This is a genomic window from Streptomyces yongxingensis (genome assembly GCF_055597465.1).
On the sequence record NZ_CM145717.1, the window covers coordinates 4,954,289 to 4,970,319 of the forward strand.

At 72.8% G+C, this 16,031-nt stretch carries 10 protein-coding genes; 4 read left to right on the plus strand and 6 right to left on the minus strand.

The genetic code is table 11. From position 1 onward, the window contains the following. Positions 1–32 precede the first annotated feature (32 nt). The gene (locus ACZ6TD_RS20940; RefSeq protein ID WP_471356199.1) at positions 33–959 is read left to right on the plus strand and encodes a cyclase family protein; all 927 of its coding nucleotides are present in this window, start codon (positions 33–35) and stop codon (positions 957–959) included. A 272-nt stretch (positions 960–1,231) separates the two neighbouring features. Here ACZ6TD_RS20940 and ACZ6TD_RS20945 read toward each other — a convergent pair whose 3' ends face one another. The 3 genes from ACZ6TD_RS20945 to ACZ6TD_RS20955 form a co-directional block, all read right to left on the minus strand. Beyond that, entirely contained in the window at positions 1,232–1,804 is a 573-nt protein-coding gene (locus ACZ6TD_RS20945; protein WP_471356201.1) for an ATP-binding protein, read from the minus strand. 471 nt (positions 1,805–2,275) lie between these two features. Continuing rightward, positions 2,276–3,442 carry an acyl-CoA dehydrogenase family protein gene (locus ACZ6TD_RS20950; protein WP_471356204.1) on the minus strand — a complete coding sequence of 389 codons (1,167 nt, stop codon included), beginning with the start codon at positions 3,440–3,442 and terminating at the stop codon, positions 2,276–2,278. 7 nt (positions 3,443–3,449) lie between these two features. Continuing rightward, positions 3,450–4,613: an acyl-CoA dehydrogenase family protein gene (locus tag ACZ6TD_RS20955; RefSeq protein ID WP_471356206.1), complete on the minus strand. Its 1,164-nt coding sequence runs from the start codon at positions 4,611–4,613 to the stop codon at positions 3,450–3,452. 147 nt (positions 4,614–4,760) lie between these two features. Here ACZ6TD_RS20955 and ACZ6TD_RS20960 point away from each other — a divergent pair, with 147 nt between their 5' ends. Then, positions 4,761–6,314, plus strand: coding sequence for an AMP-binding protein (locus ACZ6TD_RS20960; RefSeq protein ID WP_471356207.1), 1,554 nt, complete (start codon positions 4,761–4,763; stop codon positions 6,312–6,314). Here the strand turns inward: ACZ6TD_RS20960 and ACZ6TD_RS20965 are convergent. Then, positions 6,311–9,331 carry a protein kinase domain-containing protein gene (locus ACZ6TD_RS20965; RefSeq protein ID WP_471356208.1) on the minus strand — a complete coding sequence of 1,007 codons (3,021 nt, stop codon included), beginning with the start codon at positions 9,329–9,331 and terminating at the stop codon, positions 6,311–6,313. The genes ACZ6TD_RS20960 and ACZ6TD_RS20965 overlap by 4 nt on opposite strands. Positions 9,332–9,488: 157 nt before the next feature. Then, entirely contained in the window at positions 9,489–11,459 is a 1,971-nt protein-coding gene (locus tag ACZ6TD_RS20970; RefSeq protein WP_471356210.1) for a serine/threonine-protein kinase, read from the minus strand. 200 nt (positions 11,460–11,659) lie between these two features. Between ACZ6TD_RS20970 and ACZ6TD_RS20975 the strand changes: the two genes are divergently transcribed. Continuing rightward, on the plus strand, positions 11,660–12,943 hold the full coding sequence (locus tag ACZ6TD_RS20975) for a serine hydrolase domain-containing protein (RefSeq protein WP_471356211.1): 1,284 nt from the start codon (positions 11,660–11,662) through the stop codon (positions 12,941–12,943). Here ACZ6TD_RS20975 and ACZ6TD_RS20980 read toward each other — a convergent pair. Continuing rightward, positions 12,841–14,547 (minus strand): glycerol-3-phosphate dehydrogenase/oxidase, encoded by a 1,707-nt coding sequence (locus tag ACZ6TD_RS20980; protein WP_471356213.1) that lies wholly within the window; start codon positions 14,545–14,547, stop codon positions 12,841–12,843. The two genes, ACZ6TD_RS20975 and ACZ6TD_RS20980, sit on opposite strands and share 103 nt — an antisense overlap. Positions 14,548–14,744: 197 nt before the next feature. Between ACZ6TD_RS20980 and ACZ6TD_RS20985 the strand changes: the two genes are divergently transcribed. Further along, positions 14,745–16,016, plus strand: coding sequence for a nucleotide sugar dehydrogenase (locus tag ACZ6TD_RS20985; protein ID WP_471356214.1), 1,272 nt, complete (start codon positions 14,745–14,747; stop codon positions 16,014–16,016). Positions 16,017–16,031 lie beyond the last annotated feature (15 nt).

Genomic DNA, 16,031 nt, shown 5'->3' on the forward strand with positions numbered 1-16,031 from the left:
AAACGTCGACCGGGAACGCCGAAGGAGACGCCATGCCGCTGCCAGCCGAGTTCCACGAGATCGCCAAGCGCGTCAACAACTGGGGCCGCTGGGGGACGGCCGACGAGATCGGCACACTCAACCTGATCACCGATGCCGTGGTCCGGGAGGCCGCCGCGACGATACGGACCGGCCGTCGCGTGCCGCTCGCGGTGCCGCTGCGACAGGACGGCATCCAGACCGGAATGATCCCCGGGCGGATCAACCCGCTGCATACGATGATCGCGGTCAACTTCGAGATGTTCGGCCCGGGCACGGTGGCGACCAGCGACGACGCCGTGACGATGGGACTCCAGGCCGGTACCCACTGGGACGGGCTGACCCATGTCTCGCACTCCGGCAGGATCTACAACGGCCGCCCCGCCGACTCCATCACCACTCATGACCGCGCCGCCTTCAGCGGTATCGACACGGCGGGGCCCCTCGTCTCGCGCGGGGTGCTCCTCGATGTGGCCCGGGCCCGGGGCGCCGAGCGGCTGCCCGAGGGGCATGTGGTCACCCCCGAAGACCTCGACGCCGCCGAGGAGCTGGCCGGGACGAGGGTGCGCTCCGGCGATATCGCGCTCGTCCGCACCGGGCAGATCCAGCGCTATCTGGCGGGCGAGAAGGAGGCGTACGCGTTCCCCTCACCGGGGCTGTCCCTGCGCACGCCCGAGTGGTTCCACGCCCGCGATGTGGCGGCGGTCGCCAATGACACCCTGACCTTCGAGACCTTCCCACCCGAGATCGAGGACCTCTGGATGCCGGTCCACGCCCTCGACCTGGTCGAGATGGGCATGCTCCAGGGCCAGAACTGGAATCTGGAGGAACTCTCCGATGCCTGCGCCGAAGAGGGGCGCTACGCCTTTCTGCTGTCGGCCCCGCCCGAGCCGTTCGTCGGCGGAACGGGGGCGCCCGTGGCACCCGTCGCGATCCTCTGACGGCTCGACGCCACTGATGCCTTGACGTCTCCGACGCCCGTGGAGGGGGCGGCGGGTCGGTCTCTTTCGGGTGGCGGTGCGCTCATGCGCGCCCCGAGCACGGCACCGCGCACCGCCACCCGGCTCCCGACGCTGAGCCCTGTTTCAGCAGCGGGGGCGCGACCCGCACTCGCCAAGGAACGTCCCCGTGAACACACGGTCCACAGAGACACCACAGCCCTCGGCGTCCCCTCGCGACGAATCGCTGATCCTAGAGTGATCAACCGAACACGTCACGTCAACACCTGGTCTGGACTTTGCCTGATTCGCCCCATGTGTGACGGCGCATGAGACGCCGCTCGCTTCTTGGAAAGCGACTCCTCGCCCTTCGCGCGGTCGATTTCACACCAGATCCGCTTCCCGGAGCCCTCCGGCTGCCAGCCCCAGCGGTCGGCGAGGCCGTCGACCAGCTCCAGACCGCGCCCATGAGTGTCCTCCTCATCGGCGCAGCGCTGGCGCGGAGCGCGGTCACTGGCGTCGGCGACTTCGACCCGGACCGTTCCCGCATCGACACCCCGGCTCGTGAACGGCTCCGGCGCCCCGCCCCCACCTCCGGCACCACCACCGCTCCCGCCGCCCCCGCCACCCATCGACTGGGCGGGGAAGAGCATCCGCAGCACGGCCGGACAGCCGGTGTGCACCACGGCGTTGGTGACGAGTTCGGAGATGAGCAGGATCAACGTCTCAGCGAGTGGCTCATCGGCTCCGATACCGGACCCGACAAGCCGCGAACGGGCCCATCGACGGGCACGACTCACCTCCGCCGGGTCGGGCCTGACCTCCATCTGCGCCTGAAGCACCTGCACCGCTCACACCATCCGAACCGGCAGACACATCGCCTTGTACCTCCAAGAGGTCACGGACCGTGACACTCCCCCAGCTACCGCTGGGAGGTACCCCCGTGCGCGACAGCATGGTTGACGTACAGTCACCCCAACAAGCGCTTCGGTCATATTCCAGCGCCAAGGAGTATGCGTGGGGCATACTGTGCGACACGCGTCCTGAGGACTCGAACATCGAGGTTGGGGCGTCGCAGACCCCCGGCGAGCGGGGCACGTCGTCATGCCCGGAATCGCCCCATGGGCAACGCCGGGCCTCTCGCACCCCATAAGCGCTCGCACCCCACGGAGAGTACCCGAGCCCGGGCCCGACTCCACCCTGTGACGAGTCACGCCTAGGAAACAACCTGGTATCAACGCTCGGTCACCTCGGAAGCCCTGGGGATCTCCCCAGAGAATGCGACATCCCAACAATTCAGGCGTATCCATCGAGCCCGGCTACAAACATGTTTCAACGGTCGACACGAGCCCGGCCGCCAGTTCCTCCTCCGCCGCCGCCGCGGACTGCCACTGACCTGCCCGCACCCAGGCCCGCTTGAGATGGAGATGGACATCCGCCTCCCAGGTGAAGCCCATCCCGCCATGGACTTGCAGACAATCGCGGGCATTGTGGACAGCGGCCTCGTCAGCGAGCAACTTGGCCGCCGCGATGTCACCCGGGTCTTCCGTGACCGCCGCGGCATACACCACACTTCTGGCTGATTCGGCACGAACCAGCATCTGGGCGCACAGATGCTGTACGGCCTGGAAGGCGCCGACCGGTCGGCCGAACTGGGTGCGCCGCTTGGCATGGTCCACCGCGAGCTCGACCGTACGGGAGGCGCTGCCCAGCTGTTGGGCCGCGGTCAGCAGCGCCGCCTCGCGGCGCAGCCGGGCGGCGAGCCCCGAACGGCCCGGCCCCGCCTGGGCCGTCCGGTCCCCCTGGGCCGCCCGGTCCGCCTGGGCCGTCCGGTCCGCCTGGCCCGACTGATCCTCCTGGTCCAGCCGGGTTCGGCGCGGGGCCCTCCGGTGCAGTGGGGTGGCCGGGTCGACGGAGCGCATCGGCTCCGCCCAACGCGCCACCTCCTCCGCCGGAATCACCTCGGCCGCCGTCGGCCCCAGCGCCAGCACCGCATCGGCGGAGGCCAGGTGCTCGACCGGAGCACCGCCCTCGTCCAGCGCCGTCACCACCGCCTCACCCCGGACCGCACCCGCCGCCAAAGACCCCGAAGACCCGGAAGGTACTGAAGGTTCTGAAGGCCCTAAAGACCCCGAAAGTTCCGCCTCGAGCGACCCCGCCCCCCACAACCCCGCCGCCAGCTCCGTCGCGACCAGCGGTCCCGGCAGCAGTGCACGGCCCGCCTCCTCGAAGGCCAGCACCACCTCCGGCAGTCCCAGCCCCACCCCGCCCGCCGACTCCGGCACCCGCAGCGCGAAGAGGCCCGCCGCGCCCAGCTCCCGCCACAGCGCCCGGTCCAGCCCCCCGCCCCGCGCCGCGCCACCGTCGCCCCGCTCCGCTTCCCCGTCCACCACCGCCCGCAGCCGGGCCCGCGGAAAGCGCCGTTCCAGGAGCTCGCGCATGCCCGTCCGCAGCGCCCGCTGGTCGTCCGTGAGCTGGAAGTCCACGCCCCGCTCACCGTCCCTTCGGCAGGCCGAGGATCCGCTCGGCCACGATGTTCCGCTGGATCTGCGAGGTCCCCGCCGCGATGGTGTACGAGAGCGAGGAGAGCCGGTCGACGACCCACTCCTGACCGGCGTCCAGCGCGTCCGGCCCCAGCACCTCGGCGGCCGCGTCGTACAGTTCCTGCCGCACCTGCGAGAAGCGCAGTTTGAAGACCGAGCCGCCGACGCCCGGCACCCCGCCGGTGCGCTGCGCCTCGCTCACGTTCCACTGGGTGAGCCGCCACAGCGCCGCGCACTCCGCCGCGAGCCGCCCCAACCGGCGCCGCAGCACCGCGTCGTCCCAGCGCCCGTTGGCCCGCGCCGTCCTGGCCAGCGCCTCCAGCACCCGCCTGCAGGCGACCACCTCGCCCACGAAGGCCGTACCGCGCTCGAAGGAGAGGGTCACCATGGTCACCCGCCAGCCGTCGTTCTCCTCCCCGACCCGGTGGCCGACCGGCACCCGCACCTCGTCCAGGAACACCTCGGCGAACTCCGCCGTCCCGGCCAGGGTCCGCAGCGGCCGCACGGTCACCCCGGGCGCGTCCATCGGCATCGCGAGCCAGGTGATGCCCCGGTGCTTCGGCGTGTCGGCGTTTACCGGCGCGGTGCGCACCAAGAGTTCGCACCAGTCGGCGATCTCGGCGTGCGAGGTCCAGATCTTGCTTCCGCTGATGACGTACTCATCGCCGTCCCGCACCGCCCGGGTGCGCAGCGACGCCAGGTCGGAGCCGGCGTCCGGTTCGGAGAACCCCTGGCACCAGACCTCGTCCCCGCGCAGGATCGGCGGCAGCCAGCGCGCCCGCTGCCCGGGGGTGCCCTCGGCGGCGATGGTGGGGCCCGCGTGCAGCAGTCCGACGAAGCCCGCGCCCACATAGGGCGCACCGGCCCGCTCGGTCTCCTCCAGGAAGATCAGATGCTGGGTGGGCGTCGCGCCCCGGCCGCCCGCGTCCTTGGGCCAGTGCAGCCCGGCGTAGCCCGCGTCATGGAGCATGCGCTGCCAGCCGCAGTCATAGGCGCGGCGGCCGGGCCAGTCGGCCGGGTGCGGGCGGTCCGGCAGCTTGGGCAGGACGTCGGCGAGCCAGGCGCGCAGCCGGTGCCGGAAGTCCTCCTCGTCCTCCGTGTAGGTGAGATCCATCAGCGGCCGACCTCCGTTTCTGATGGGCCGTCAGACAAGGTGGGCTTCCGCAGGCTAGTCCGCACCCCCTGGACCGACAAGGCGCGCACCCTTACGCTTCCAGCATTATCTGATGGGTCGTCAGCTACCGCCCCACGGGAGGCCGGGATGACCGACATCGCGCATGAGCTCGGCACATCGGCGACGCTGTGGGAACTGCTCGAACGGCGCGCCGCGCTCACCCCCGACGCCCCCGCCCTGCTCCAGGCCACCGCCTCCGCCCGCCACGACCGGCGGCTGACCTTCGGCGCCCTGCACACCCGCGCCGAGCGCACCGCCGCCGGGCTGTACCGGCTGGGAATACGCCCCGGCGGCCGGGTCGCCTGGCAACTGCCCACCCGGATCGAGACGGTCGTGCTGACCATGGCGCTCGCCCGCCTCGGCGCCGTGCAGACCCCGCTCATCCCGTACTACCGCGACCGCGAGGTGCGGTTCGCGCTCCGCGAGTCCGGGGCGCGGTTCTTCGCCGTGCCCGGCCGGTGGCGCGGCTTCGACCACACCGCGATGGCGCGCCGCCTCGCCGCCGAACTGCCGGATCCGCCGCTGGTCTTCGAGGCGTACGACACGCTGCCGGTGGCCGACCCCAAGGCGGTGCGGCTGCCGCCACCGCCGACCGACGGGCGGGCCGTCCGCTGGATCTACTGGACCTCGGGCACCACCTCCGACCCCAAGGGCGTGCTGCACACCGACCGCAGCCTCATCGCCGCCGGTGCCTGCCTCGCCCACGCACTGCGGCTCGGCCCGGACGACGTCGGGTCCATGGCCTTCCCGTACGCCCATGTCGCGGGTCCCGACTACACCGTGATGCTGCTGCTCTACGGCTTCCCGGCCGTGCTGCTGGAGCACTTCTCGCTGCCGGAGTCGCTGCCCGCGTACCGGCGGCACGGGGTGACGGTCGCGGGCGGCAGCACCGCCTTCTACTCGATGTTCCTGGCCGAGCAGCGCAAGGACCCCTCGCGCCGGCTCATCCCCACCCTGCGGCTCCTCGCGGGTGGCGGCGCGCCCAAGCCGCCCGAGCTCTACTACGAGGTCGTACGCGAGCTGGGCTGCACGCTCACCCACGGCTACGGGATGACCGAAGTTCCCATGATCACCATGGGGTCGCCGGACGACACGGACGAGAACCTCGCCACCACCGAGGGCCGGCCGCCCCGGGAGATGGAGATCCGGGTGGTGGACGGTCAGGTGCGGCTGCGCGGCGAGGCTGTCTGCGCCGGATATCTGGACGAGGCCGAGACCCGTAAGGCGTTCGACGCGGACGGCTTCTTCCTTACCGGCGATCTCGGCCACCTTACGGAGAGCGGCCATCTGGTGCTGACCGGCCGCGTCAAGGACATCATCATCCGTAAGGGCGAGAACATCTCGGCCAAGGAGATCGAGCAGTTGCTGTACCAGCACCCGGACGTGGGTGATGTGGCGGTGATCGGCCTGCCCGACCCGGACCGGGGCGAGCTGGTCTGCGCCGTCGTGGAGCAGCCGGACGGGGCGGAGGCGCTGACCCTCGGCCAGGTCGTGTCGTATCTGCGGGAGGCCGGGCTGTCGGTGCACAAGCTGCCGGAGCGGCTCGAGGTGGTGGACGCCCTGCCCCGGAACGAGACGCTGCGGAAGGTGCTCAAGTACCGGCTGCGGGAGCGGTTCGCGGAGGAGCCGCCTAGGGTCTAGCCGGTGGTCGTGCTGTACGTGGCCGTGGCCTGCTCGAAGTACTGGTTGACCGCCCGGCGTTCATCGGACGGGCCGATGACCAGGACCACGTGGTAGCGCCCGTCGATCAGCATCGCGAGGTTGCGCGCGTACACATTCCGCCCGCTGCTGTCGCGCCAGGTGAACGCGCCCTCCGCCATCGCCGTACGGCCGACGTCGATCCGCCGCAGCCCGGAGGACGAGGCCCAGGAAGAGCCGCGGAAGGCGGACAGTTCGGCCTCGCGGTCCTGCTGGTACGCCATCGGGTCGCCGCCGAACTCGGACATCTTGTCCCGCCCGGCCACGACCACCAGCTCGAAGTCGCCGCCGATGTAGCGGATCTGGCCGCGGCCGTTCTCGCCCCGGCGGGTCCAGCCCTCGTGGACGGCGACCTTGAAGCCCTTGGGGTCCTTACGGACCGCGAAGCCCTTCGCCAGCCCGGCCGGGTCGGTGGACTGCGGCTCCTGGTCGCCGGGGTCGGCCGGCTTTCCGGCCTCGCCCTCGTCGCCGTCGCCCTTGTCGCCGTCGCCGTCCGCGGGGGCGCTCGGCGCCGCGCTCGGCGCACCGGCCGAGCCCGTACGCCCCTGGCCGCCGTCGTCCTTGGAGCGCGGCATGAACATCATCGCGTAGAGCACCGCGGCCGCCAGCCCCAGCAGGATCAGGAGCAGCAACATCCGCCCCAGCCTGCGCGGCTTGCGCTGGGTGGGCGCCGGAGGAGCCTGCCGGGTCTCCCGGGGCTCCCTCTTCTCCCGCCTCTCGCGCTTGTCCCGCCGGTGCCGCGCGTGGCCCACCGGCGCGTCGGCCGCCGCGGCCGGGCGGCGGCCCCGGCCCCTGCGCACCAGCCAGCCCCGCCTGCGGACGATCGGCAGCCGCCGGGGGTCGGAGGTGCCGCCCGAGCCGAGCGACGGCACCGTGACCGTGCTGATGCCGACGTCCGGCTCGGGCGCCGACCGGATCAGGGACCGCAGCCAGCCGCGCAGCTCCTCGAAGTCCGGGCGCTCGGTGGGGTCCTGGCGCATCAGCGACTCGACGACGGGACGCAGCGGACCGCACTCCTCCGCGTACGCGGGCGCCTCCGCACAGACCATCTGCACCAGCTCGGCGGCGCTCTCCTCCGGGTACGGGGCATGGCCCTGCACGGCGCGGAACAGCAGCACGCCGAGCGCCCACAGATCGGCGGCGGGGCCGACCGGGGGCGCCAGCCGCCAGTTCTCATGGACCGGGCCCGCCTGCTCGGGCGCCCATCGCTCGGTGACGGCGCCGACCACGACGATACGGGCCTGGCGGGCGCGTTCGGCGGCGAGCGCGGTGGCGGGGCCGCCGCCGGTGGCTCCACCGGAGTCCCAGGAGCCGCCTTCGAGGGCGGACGGGCCTTCGGAGGCGGTGGGCTGGGCGTTCTCCACGGCCTCCGGCCGGCCGGGCCAGCGGGCGCCGCCGGTCACCGGCTCCGGGTCGGGTTCGGGTGCGGGCGTCGGGGCGGGCTCGGGGGCGTGCGGGGAGCGGGTGGCCGCGTCGACGTTGGCCCGTGCGGCGGCTCGCGCGCCCGCCGCGTAGGCGGCGATGGCGCTGGCCCGCGCCGCCCGCGCGGCCGCGTTCGGCGCATCGGCGCCGACGCCGCCCCGTTCGCCCTCCCGGTCGCCCGGTTGCCCCGGCTGTCCCGCCCGCCGCGGCCCGGGCAGCCCACCGGCGGCCGCCTGGTCCCGGTAAGGCGCCATGGGCCCACCGGCCCCCGGGCCCAACGTCACCTGATCCCGGTACACCGGACCGCCAGGACGGGGCCTCACCGGACCACCGGCGCCCGCGCCCGGGACCGCCGGACCGTCTGCGCCTGGACCCGCCGGACCACCGGCGCCGGGTCTCGCCGAACCGCCCGCGCCGAACCCTGCCGAATCACCCGCACCCGGCCTCGCCGGACCACCGGCGCCCGGCCTCGCCGAACCCCCCGCACCAGGCCCCGAACTCGCCTCCATCGCCCCGTGGTCGCCGTAAGGCGACCGTGGCTCGGGCAGGCCCGCTGCCGTGCCCTGGCCGCCGTGTTCCCTGCCGTCGGCGTCGGGCCGTGCCGCGCCCGCGGGTCCGTCCGGGCGTGCCGCGTCCGCCGGTTCGTGGCCACCGTAAGGGCGGCCCGGCGGCAGGAGACCTCCCGCGGCGCCCTGGTCGTGGTAGCGCGGGCCGCCGTGCGGCCGTGCCTCGCCGCCCTCGGCCGTACGGGCTCCGGGGATGGCGGCGCGCCCTTCGTCCCCTCGCCCGGCCGGGCCCTGCGCGCCCGGGTCCGGGTGATCGCCGGAACCCGCCGGGCCCGGCGGCAGGGAGACCGGGACGTCAGCCGACGGGGCATCCTCAGCGGCGGCCAGGGCGTCCGGGGAGGGGGAGGGCGAGGACGCGGGCGCCGGAACGGGGTCGTAGCCGCACAGCGCCTCCTCCGCCGCACCCGCCGCCAGCCCCGTGAGCATCGCGCGCCCGTCGTCGCACAGCAGCACCGTGCGGGCGGTGATGTTGCGGTGGACCCAGCCGTGGGCGTGCAGGGCGCGCAGCGCCGTAAGGATGTCGTTGGCGACCTCGGCGGCGCGGTGCGGGGACAGCGTGCCCTCCGCGAGCAGCGCGGCCAGCGGGCGGCCGGAGACCAGTTCGCTGACGATCCACAGGCTTCCGGCCTCAGCGAAGACATGGAAGACCTGGCCGAGCCGGGGATGGTCGGGGATCTGCGCGGCGGACGTCGCCGCCGCGATGGCGCGCCGGACGGCCGGGTCACCGCCGCCCCGGGCGGTACGCCCGGCACCGGCGAACGCGCCGTTCCGCCCCGACGGCCCGCCGCCCCAGCGCGCGTCGTCGCCCACGACTTCCGCGTCGACGACCTCCGGCAGCGGTATCTGCCGCAGATGGACTTCCTGTCCGCTGTAGGTGTCGAAGGCGCGGGTCTCGACGAGTTCGTACTCGTCGGCGGGCGGCAGGGGCAGGCGATAGCGGTCGGCCAGCACCCGGCCCGCGTACTCCTCCACGACGCCTCCCCAAGCGCGCGACCAACGCCGCCCTCATCAGCGGTCAGCGCAGTCTGAAACCCTTCAAATTTGGTCGCTTTGGCGGGTTCCTGCGGCTGCGCACAGTCTAGGGCCTCTCACGATACGTGCCCGAACGACGCTTCGCCGACAGGAGTGTTCAGTCCGTAATCTTGAACGTGTCAAAGGCGGTCTGGCGGAGGGTGGTGCACTCCTTGTCGTCCCACTTGCTCGCCTCGCAGGTGATCAGTATGGCGAAGCCATGGCTGCCGTCCGCCTTGAAGCCGCGGTTGATGACGTGGACCCGCTTGCCGTCCCGATCGAGTCGCTCGAACTCCCAGTCCGCGACGGTCGGATAGCCGCGCCAGTCGACCGACTTGATGCCGAGGCCCTTGTAGCCGGACATGGTGCGCCGGGCGTTCTCCTCGCTCTTGCGCCAGTCCGCCTCCGCGTCGGACTTGGGCGCGTTGGTGAAGTCGATCTGAATACGCGGAATGCTGGACCCGCCGTAGTACTTACGGCTTCCGGAATAGCTCCCGGAGTGGACCGACCAGCCCTCCGGCATGGCCATGCTGAACGGGAAGTCGGAACTCTTGACGGTCTTGTAGCCGTCGGGCAGGCCGCCCTTACCGCCGCCGTCCTTGCCCTTACCGCTGTTGTCGCCGCTTCCGCCGCCGCCCTTGCCCGCGTTGTCGTCCGAACCCTTGGAGGCATCCGGCTGACCGCTCTGCTTGCCGCCGGAAGACCCCTCCTTCGGCGACTCGCCCGCCGACTGGCCGGTCTTGTCCGTGCCCTTGCCCTGGTCCTCCTTGGAGCCGCCCGAGGCCCCGGCGGAGGCGGACTTGTCGCCGCCGGAGGAGCCCTTGGCCTTGTCGCCGCCGTCCCCGCCGTCGTTCAGGACGATGGCGAGCACGGTGGCCACGATGGCGAGCACCACGACCACCGCGATGATGATCAGCCTGCGCTTGGGCACCACGTCGGTGATCGAGGCGCGCGGCGGCAGGGAAGGCCGCGGGGTGGGCGCGGCCTCGGGCGTCGCGGCGTCCGACGCGGAGCCCGCGGCCCCGGACTTCGCGCCCGACGCCGACGCCGACTCCGGCTCCGCCTCGCTCTCGTCCCCCGCCTTCTTCACGGCCGCGGCGGCAGCCGCGTTGCGCACCGACTTCAGCGCGCCGCGCCTGCGCTCCGCGACGGCCGTCTCCTTGGCCCCGGCGGCGGCCTCGTCGTCCTTCGACGGGGCGGGCGGCAGGCTCATCGTGCGGGTCGCGTCGGCGGGGGCCTTGGTCACCTCCGGCCCGTTCACCACGTGCTCCAGCAGCGCCCGCGCCCCGGCGTCGTCGAGCCGCCGGTCCGGGTCCTTGGTGAGCAGGCCGTAGATGACCTCCTCCAGCGGGCCCGCGTTCTTCGGCGGCTCCACCGGCTCGGTCATCACGGCGGTCAAGGTCGCTATGGCCGTGCTCTTGTCGTACGGCGGCACGCCCTCCACCGCCGCGTACAGCAGTCCGCCCAGCGACCACAGGTCGGCCGGCGGGCCGGGCTTGTGGCCGCGGGCCCGCTCCGGGGAGATGTAGGAGGGCGCGCCGACGAGCATGCCGGTCGAGGTCACCGACGGGTCGCCCTCGACCTGGGCGATGCCGAAGTCGGTGAGGACGACCCGGCCGTCGTCCGAGATCAGCACGTTGGAGGGCTTCACATCGCGGTGCAGGATGCCCGACTGGTGGGCGGCGCGCAGCACGTCGAGGACGGCGAGCCCGACCTCGGCGGCGCGCTTGGGGGTCAGCGGGCCGTCGTCGCGGACGACGTCGGCGAGGGAGCGGCCCTCGATGAGCTCCATGACGATCCACGGGCGGTCGTCCTCGTCGACCACGTCGTAGACGGTGACGGCGCCGTTGCTGCGGATCCGGGCGATCGCCTTCGCCTCGCGCAGTGTGCGGGTGATGAGCCGTCTCTTCTCGTCCTCCTCCACGCTGGACGGGAAGCGCAGCTCCTTGACCGCGACCGTACGGCCGAGGGTCTGGTCACTCGCACGCCAGACCGTGCCCATGCCGCCCTGACCGAGAATCTCCCCGAGCCGGTACCGCCCGGCGAGGAGGCGCCCAGTCGAACCCTGCGTCTTCTCAGCCTCCGACATGCGACCCCTCTGCAAATCTACCCACCCTGAACCCACCCTGGGAGAGCGTCCATTGTCTCTCATCCGCGGACCCGGAACCGCCCCGGGTCCGGGGCGCGGCGTGGCGGCCACCGCGGTACCTGCGACCATCTGGAAGTACGCAGGAAACGGAGGTCCGTGTCATGCCCATCTCCGCCATACGATGGCACAGGCGGAGCCGTATGCCGACCGCACCGGCGCTCACCGCGGCCCTCGCACTCGTCCTGTCCGGCTGCGGCGCGGCGGCCACGGAACCGGGCCGGGACGCGGGCCCGCGGGCGAGCGCGAGTCCGGGTGCCGAGGGCGGTCGTAACGGTGTCCTGCGCGCCGCCGTACGGCGGCTGGCGGACCAGGGCGACGCGCCGGGGGCCGCGGTGCTCATCCGCCGGGAGGGCGGCGGCACCCGGTACCTCGCCTCGGGGGTCGCGAACGTCCGCACCGGGCGCCGGATCCACCGGAACGACCACTTCCGGGCGGGCAGCCTCACCAAGACCGTCATCGCGGCGGTAACGCTGCGTCTTGCCGCCCAGGGGCGGCTCGGCCTCGACGACACGGTGGAGGAGCACCTCCCGGGGCTGGTGCGCGGCCACGGCAACGACGGCCGGACCATCACGATTCGTCAGCTTCTGAACCAGACCAGCGGGCTGTTCGACTACACCGCCGACCCGGTGCTGGCGCGTCAGCTCTCCGCCGCGGCCGACCGCACCCGCACCCCCGCCTCCCTGGTGCGGACCGCCGTCGCGCACCGCCCGTACTTCGCGCCCGGGGCCACCTGGCGCTACTCCAACACCAACTACGTGCTGCTGGGCATGGTCGTCCAGCGGGTCACCGGCCGCTCCTACGCGACCGAGGCCCGGCGCGACGTGCTCGCCCCCCTGCGTCTGCACGGGACCTCCTTCCCCGGCACCCGAACCGCCCTCCCGGACCCGCACGGCCGCGCCTACACGCGGGACGGCGGGGCCGGGGACGGCGGCGCCCGACGCGACGTCACCGACCTCAATCCCTCCTCGGCGGGGGCCGCGGGGGAGCTGATCTCCACGCTGGACGATCTGACCCGCCTCCTCCCCGGGCTGCTGCGCGGCAAGGTCGTGCCCCGGGCCGAGCTGCGGCAGATGCGGAACACCTCCGCCTCCGACGGCCGCTACGGCATGGGGCTCTTCCCGGTGCCGCTGGCGTGCGGGGTGACGCTGTGGGGCCACAACGGGGAGATCAACGGCTCGTACGCGCTGGCCGTGACCACCCCCGACGGCCGCCACAGCCTCGCCTACCGGCTCAACAGCACCGCCGCCTCCGGTCTGACCGCAGAAACGTCCCTGCTCGAGGCCGAGTTCTGTCCACCACGACGAAGCCCGCCGGACAGCTCCTACAGCGGGATGATGTCCGGCGCGCCCAGCCGGGCCGCGTCCGCCGTCAGGTCGTCCGGCTGGCGCTGGGACTCGCGCTCCGCCTCCACCCGCTTCTCGTAGTGCTGGACCTCCCGGTCGAGCTGGTCCTCGGCCCAGCCCAGCACCGGCCCCATCAGCTCGGCCACCTCGCGGGCGCAGCGCGTACCGCGGTCGAAGGTCTCGATCGAGATGCGGGTGCGGCGGGTGAGGACGTCGTCCAGATGGCGGGCCCCCTCGTGCGAGGCCGCGTAAGAGACCTCGGCGCGCAGATAGTCCTCCGCCCCGGCGAGCGGCTTCCCCAGCGAGGCGTCGCCCGCGATCAGGTCCAGCACCTCCTGCGCCGCCGAGCCGTAGCGGTTGAGCAGATGCTCGATCCGCGCCGCGTGCAGCCCGTACTGCCGGCCGATCCGCTCCCGGGCGTTCCACAGCGCCCTGTAGCCGACGGCGCCGACCAGCGGGATCTCCTCGGTGACACAGGGCCCGACCCGGCGGTCGAGGCCGTGCACCACCTCGTCCACGGCGTCCTTGGCCATCACCCGGTACGTGGTGTACTTGCCGCCCGCGATCACCACCAGGCCCGGCACCGGATGGGCGACGGTGTGCTCGCGGGAGAGCTTGCTGGTGGCGTCCGACTCCCCGGCCAGCAGCGGGCGCAGCCCGGCGTAGACGCCCTCCACGTCGTCGCGGGTCAGCGGCACCGCGAGGACCTCGTTGACATGCTCCAGCAGATAGTCGATATCGGCGCTGGAGGCGGCCGGGTGGGCCTTGTCCAGGTCCCAGTCGGTGTCCGTGGTGCCGATGATCCAGTGCCTGCCCCAGGGGATCACGAACAGCACGCTCTTCTCGGTGCGCAGGATCAGCCCGGTCGTGGAGTGGATGCGGTCCTTGGGAACCACCAGGTGGATGCCCTTGGAGGCCCGGACGTGGAACTGGCCGCGTTCCCCGATCAGCGCCTGGGTCTCGTCGGTCCACACCCCGGTGGCGTTGACCACCTGCCGGGCGCGGACCTCGAACTCGCCGCCCTGCTCCAGGTCGTGCACCCGGGCGCCGACCACGCGCTCGCCCTCCCGCAGGAAGCCGACCACCCGCGCGCGGTTGGCCACGTGGGCGCCGTACTCCGCCGCCGTGCGCACGAGCGTGGTGACGTAGCGGGCGTCGTCCATCTGGGCGTCGTAGTACTGCAACGCCCCGACCAGCGCGTCCTTCTTGAGGCAGGGGGCGACGCGCAGCGCCCGGCCGCGGCTCAGATGGCGGTGGGCGGGCAGTCCGCGGCCGTGCCCGGAGGAGATCGACATGGTGTCGTAGAGGGCGACACCCGAGCCCGCGTAGAACCGCTCCCAGACCCGGTGTCGCAGCGGATACAGGAACGGCACGGGCTTGACCAGGTGTGGTGCGATCCGCTCCAGCAGCAGCCCGCGCTCCTTCAGCGCCTCGCGCACCAGTGCGAAGTCCAGCATCTCCAGATAGCGCAGTCCGCCGTGGATCAGCTTGCTGGACCGGCTGGAGGTCCCGGAGGCCCAGTCCCGCGACTCGACCAGACCGGTCTCCAGGCCCCGCGTCGCGGCGTCCAGCGCGGTGCCCGCGCCGACGACTCCGCCGCCCACGACCAGCACATCGAGCTCACGGTCCGCCATCCGGGCCAGCGCCTCGCCGCGCTCGGCCGGTCCCAGTGCCGGTGTTTTCACCGCTGCCTCCCGTTGTGATCGACGCCACGCCGCCCTGCCGATTTTCCTGGCTTTCTCCCCCCTGTGCTATGCCGCTGCTCCGGCCATCGCCGCGACACCGTGTCAACACCCCTCACCAATACTGAATACGAGTCATATTTCCGCTTAGTCTGCCTTTGCGCCATCCGACATCGTCCCGGGAAGGACGACACGACGTCATGCCCGCAGATCTCGCCGTCATCGGACTCGGTCATCTCGGTATTCCTCTCGCCCGGGCGGCCACCGCCGCCGGCGTCCGCACCGTCGGCTACGACCCCGATCCGCGCGCGGCCCACGACCTCCGGGCCGGACGGCTGCCCGCCGGCTCGGGTGAGGGCCTGCTCTCCGCCGCCGAGCTGCGCCGGATGGCCTCCCAGGGCTTCCGGATCACCGCCGACCCCGCCGAGCTCGGCCGCGTCCGCACCGCTGTGATCTGCGCCCCGACCCCGCTCGGGGACGACCGCAGACTGGATCTGTCGGCGGTCGGCGAGGCGGCCCGTACGCTCGCGGCGCGGCTGCGCCCGCACACCACCGTTCTGCTGGAATCGACCGTGTACCCCGGCACCACCGAGGAATTCCTCCGTCCGCTTCTCGAGGAGGGATCCGGGCTGCGGGCCGGGCGCGACTTCCACCTCGCCTACTCCCCCTGCCGCCACGACCCGGGCAACCGCGCCCACGGCCCCGCCAACACCCCGAAGGTCATCGGCGGCCTCACCCCCGCCTGCACCGAGGCGGCCGCCGCCTTCTACGGGCGCTTCACCGAGAAGGTCGTCCGGGCCCGCGGCACCCGCGAGGCCGAGACCGTCAAGGTCCTGGAGACCAATTACCGGCACGTCAACATCGCCCTGGTCAACGAGATGGCGGTGTACTGCCATGACCTCGGCGTCGATGTATGGGACGTGGTCCGCTGCGCCGAGACCAAGCCGTTCGGCTTCCAGTCCTTCCGCCCCGGCCCCGGCGTCGGCGGCCACGGCGTGCCGGTCGACCACGGCCACATGGCGGACCCGCAGCGCGGGCTCGGCATCCCGCTGCGCATGGTGGAGCTCGCGCAGCAGGTCAACGGGCGGATGCCGGGCTATGTCACGCGCCGCTGCACGGCCCTGCTCAACGAGTACGGGAAGTCGGCGCGCGGCGCGCATGTGCTGCTGCTCGGCGTCGGCTACAAGGCCGACGTCGCCGACCCGGAGGGCTCGCCCGCGCGGGAGATCGCCTCCCGAATGATCGAGCTGGGCGCCCGGCTCAGCTACCACGATCCGTACGTCACGCGCTGGCGGGTGCTGGGGCGCGAGGTGGCGCGCGCCGACTCGGTGTACGAGGCGGCGGCCGACGCCGACCTGACCGTCCTGCTGCAGCCGCACCGCACCTACGACCTGCAGGGGCTCTCGGTGAAGGCCCAGCTATTGCTGGACACCCGGGGGGCGGGACCGGCGGGGACGGCGCACCGGCTGTGAGTGCCGCCCGGCTCC